Source organism: Streptomyces sp. SolWspMP-5a-2 (assembly GCF_900091845.1).
GTDB classification, from domain to species: domain Bacteria; phylum Actinomycetota; class Actinomycetes; order Streptomycetales; family Streptomycetaceae; genus Streptomyces; species Streptomyces doudnae.
Genome location: NZ_FMCI01000011.1, coordinates 1 through 4,100 on the forward strand (window position 1 = coordinate 1; position 4,100 = coordinate 4,100).

The 4,100-nt window shown below is 61.3% G+C and carries 3 protein-coding genes and 3 pseudogenes; 3 read left to right on the plus strand and 3 right to left on the minus strand.

Features of this window, described 5'->3' with window-relative positions:
• From GA0115242_RS00625 to GA0115242_RS00630, 3 genes and pseudogenes are all read left to right on the plus strand, one after another.
• Window positions 1-404, plus strand: a pseudogene (locus GA0115242_RS00625) (IS5 family transposase); the annotation flags it as partial.
• Between the two features lie 194 nt (window positions 405-598).
• Complete coding sequence (locus GA0115242_RS40175) at window positions 599-1,285, plus strand: hypothetical protein (RefSeq protein ID WP_141721438.1); 687 nt, start codon at window positions 599-601, stop codon at window positions 1,283-1,285.
• A gap of 211 nt (window positions 1,286-1,496) precedes the next feature.
• Window positions 1,497-2,216, plus strand: a pseudogene (locus GA0115242_RS00630) (transposase family protein).
• A 187-nt stretch (window positions 2,217-2,403) separates the two neighbouring features.
• On the opposite strand, the gene GA0115242_RS41385 reads toward GA0115242_RS00630, so the two are convergent.
• From GA0115242_RS41385 to GA0115242_RS00645, 3 genes and pseudogenes are all read right to left on the minus strand, one after another.
• Window positions 2,404-3,138, minus strand: a complete 735-nt coding sequence (locus tag GA0115242_RS41385) for a helix-turn-helix domain-containing protein (RefSeq protein ID WP_256089321.1) — start codon at window positions 3,136-3,138, stop codon at window positions 2,404-2,406.
• A 72-nt stretch (window positions 3,139-3,210) separates the two neighbouring features.
• Window positions 3,211-3,685 (minus strand): annotated as a pseudogene (locus GA0115242_RS00640) (IS5 family transposase); the annotation flags it as partial.
• A 12-nt stretch (window positions 3,686-3,697) separates the two neighbouring features.
• Window positions 3,698-4,100, minus strand: a 403-nt coding sequence (locus tag GA0115242_RS00645) for an IS5 family transposase (RefSeq protein WP_107461304.1), incomplete at its 5' end; no start/stop codon positions are given.

Genomic DNA, 4,100 nt, shown 5'->3' on the forward strand with positions numbered 1-4,100 from the left:
TCTCATCGTCGACCGTCGTGGCCTGCCCCCTGTCCGTCGGCATCTCCGCCGCGAACCTCCACGACAGCCAGGCCCTCATCCCACTGGTCCGCGGCATCCCACCCATCCGCTCACGTCGCGGCCCGCGACGTCGCCGCCCCGGCAAGCTCCACGGCGACAAGGGCTACGACTACCGCCACCTGCGGCGATGGCTCGCTTCCCGCGGCATCCGGCACCGCCTCGCTCGTAAGGGCGTCGAGTCGTCCCAACGTCTGGGCCGGCACCGCTGGGTCGTGGAACGGACCGTGTCCTGGCTCTCCGGCTGCCGCCGCCTTCACCGCCGCTACGAACGCAAGCCGGAACACTTCCTCGCCTTCACCGCCATCGCCGCGACCCTCATATGCCACCGCAGATTGACCAAGTGAAATGGCGTCTTAGCCACCACCCGTCGACGCCAAAGGTGTACACCAAAGTTACCACCGTCTAAAATTGATCAAGTGAAAATCTCGGCAGATCACACTCCGTATCGCACAACGTTGGCCAATTAACATCTAGGGCCTGCTCAGCCTTCATTCTAAGGTAGTAAGAAAACTACAGCCATCAGATCTATGAGGTGGAATTGAGCGCCGACGACTCGAACGGTTCACCCAATCAACAGAAGTGGAAGATCTTCGCACCGATTGCGGCAGCTGTCGGTGGCCTCTTGGTGGGCCTAGCCGCAATCTTGGCTGTATTTTTTCCATCGAGCGAAAAGGTCGTGACCATACCCGGGAATATCGTACCCGGCGCCGCTTCGCCGGGACATCCAAATCCGACACCGACCAGATCAGTAACAACGGAAGGGGAGACCTTGGGTCCGGACGGGCAATTACTGGCGCAACGAGTGGGGCGCGGCCTCACCAACTGCGTCACTTCCCCGTCATCAATTGCACACAGCAAGGTAAGTCTGGACTGCAAAGTCGCAAATTCAAAGTACTCCTCAATCTCCGCAAAAGTGGCTAGCTTCGAGAGCAGTGACGCCCTAGCTAAATTTGAAATCGATGAGACTGAAAAGGTGGGAAGCATGGGCCCGAATGCCAATTGCTTACCAGGGGATGGCTTCAACGTCAAGCGGCAGTGGTCAAACGGGCAAGGAATAACCATTGGGTGGCTTTACTGCTACGAAACAACTTACCAATCATTTCTGGTTTGGACATTCGAAAACGACAGCTTTCTCACTGATTCGGATGGCGAATATTTTGCCGTAATTTCCTGGGGGCATCAGGAATCTGAGTTGAGGGCATGGTGGGACGGGATTCCGGTATAAATGATTCAGGTGATGAGAATTCCTGGCTGGGCAGATATGGCATCACCCCGTCCGCTAGTGAGGCTGCACCTCACCGTCCGCCGCTGACGCCTGGCTACCTATCGGCCGTACGCTCAGGGGCCCCAACACTGAGCCTCTTTCATCCTGTGCTGGAGGGTGAAATGGGCTGGTCGGCGGGGGTGGTGACGAGGCAGGGCCCCTCGTCGTTGGCGTGGTGATTCCACTCATCACGCCGGCGACCGAAGGGGCCCTGTTGGTTCTGTATCGTGCCACGCTCGACGTCCCGCATGAGCTTGTTGAGCATGTCGCCTGGCTGCTGTACGAGCAACGCCGGACCCGTAACACCCGCTGGCGCAAGCTCGGCTGCTTCCAGCAGGCACTGCCGCCGCTGGTCAATCTGCGTAAGAACGAGACGTTCGCACAACTCGGAGCCGGTTTCGGGATATCGCAGGCCATCGCTTGGCGGTACGTGGACGAGGTCTTGGGCGTTCTGGCCTCCTGGGCACCCGGCCTTCATGAAGCCCTCACCGGCCTCGGTGAGGGCGACCACGTCATCGTTGACGGCACCCTGATCCCCATCGGCCGGATCCGCGCGGACGAGCAGTACTACTCGCAGAAGCACCGCCAGCACGGCATGAATGTGCAGGTCATCGCTGCCCCGAACGGCGCCCTGTTATGGTTCTCCCGCGCCACCCCGGGCCGCACCCATGACCTGACCGCAGCCCGCACCCCCTACTACCCCCACCGCAAACAACCGCAGCACTACCAGCAGTTCAACCGCGACCAGCCCGGCTGACAGCCCCCGGGGGAACGCGCCTTCGCGCAACTGAAGTCCTGGCGACTGCTCCGGCGAGCCAGATGTTCCACCCGCCGCTCCAGCACCATCGTTCAGGCCATCCACACCCTCACGAGCTGCGACTATTCAAGATGAAAGAGGCTCCATGCCGCCTTGCCAGACAGCGATGGTGTGCTGCAAGCCAGCTGGTGACCCGACACGCAAATGATCTAAGCCCGCCCAACTCTCATCCCCGATACGCCTATCGGGCCGATCCACCTCCCCAGAAAACCCCCGCAAGAACTGCCAAGGCAGAGGAAATTAAATTACTGACTACTGCCTTTCATTGCAACCCTGAAACCATTCCAGACACCAGGATGTAAACACTGACCACAATCCAGGCTCCGCCCACGAAACGGATAGTTTTAGGGGTGGCATTCCCTGGCGGCATGTAAGTCGATACGAGATTGTAGAACCTGTCGGCAGCCCTGGCGATATTGAAAATAAATGCAACCCCTAGCAATACTCCGAATATCGCAACAGCGTACAGTATCCAAATGTTTCCCTCATCGGATGCTTCGGCGGCCGAAAAATATGTATACACGCTCTGCTCCGTTGAATTGATTATGGTGGGGTACGCATCTTGCATACCCCACCGCGCGACGATCTGTCCCATAGTCACCAGTCGTACGTCTGGTTGAACTCGTGGTAGAGCTTCGGCCAGACTTCGCAGCCGCACATCCGGGCTGACGGTGAACCCCCGCTCGGCGAGCAGGGGCCCTACCTCGCCAATGGCCCGGGTGATAGTCGAGCGGTCCACGCCGAACCAGCAGGCCAGCACATCGTGAGTCGTCCCGTGACGGAGATGAACCGGGGTGGGGAGCAGCCGATCGACGAACACCAGCCTGTGCTTTGCATCAGCGCCCACGGCCCGCCTTCGCTGCCTGGAGGCGAGCCTGGCCTGGTGGCGCTCGTGCCACAACGGGCCGATCTCAGTGACGAGTTCAGCAATCACATCCGCCGTCAAGCCCGTGATCCGCCGGTTGCTGATGATCACTGCACGGGTCGCATCTCCCACCACACAACCATAATCAACGATCAAGGACCCGGCGTCTCACCACCTACCGTGCACGAGCTCTTAGACCGTGTCCTACGTGGTGAGGCGGATGAGTCGCTTGTAGCAGCACAGGGCGGCGGCGAGTCCGAGAAAGGCCAGATAATTGCGGGGGTTTCGCTCATAGCGGGGGCTGAGTCGGCGGTAGCCGGACAGCCACGACATGGTGCGCTCGATGACCCAGCGGCAACGTCCTAATCGTTCGCTGGACTCGATGCCTTTGCGGGCGATGCGCACTCCGATGCGCTTCCATCGGAGCCATCTGCGCAGATCAGCGCGGGTCGTAGGCTTTGTCCGCGTGCAGGCGCTGGGGCTTGGAGTGACGCCCGCGGTGGGGGTCGTGTCTCGTTTGGTGGCCCTCGACCATCGGCTTCAGCCCTTCACTGTCATGGGTGTTGCCGGCTGAGACGCCGACGACCAGTGGCAGTCCGTTCGCGTCCGACAAGATGTGCATCTTGGAACCCGGCTTGCCCCGGTCCACGGGGCTCGGACCTGCGTGCTCGCCCCCTTTTTAGACGCCATTTCACTTGGTCAGTCTGCGGTGGCATATGAGGGTCGCGGCGATGGCGGTGAAGGCCAGGAAGTGCTCCGGCTTGCGCTCGTAGCGGCGGTGGAGGCGTCGGCAGCCGGACAGCCATGACACGGTCCGCTCCACGACCCAGCGGTGGCGGCCCAAGCGCTGGGACGACTCGATGCCTCTGCGGGCGAGCCGGTGCCGGATGCCGCGCGAAGCGAGCCATTGCCGCAGGTGCCGGTAGTCGTAGCCCTTGTCTCCGTGCAGCTTGCCGGGCCGCCGCCGTCGCGGGCCGCGGCGGGAGCGAATGGGTGGGATGCCGCGGACCAGAGGGATGAGCGCCTGGCTGTCATGAAGGTTGGCGGCGGAGATGCCGACCGACAGGGGCAGACCCTGGCGGTCGACGATGAGG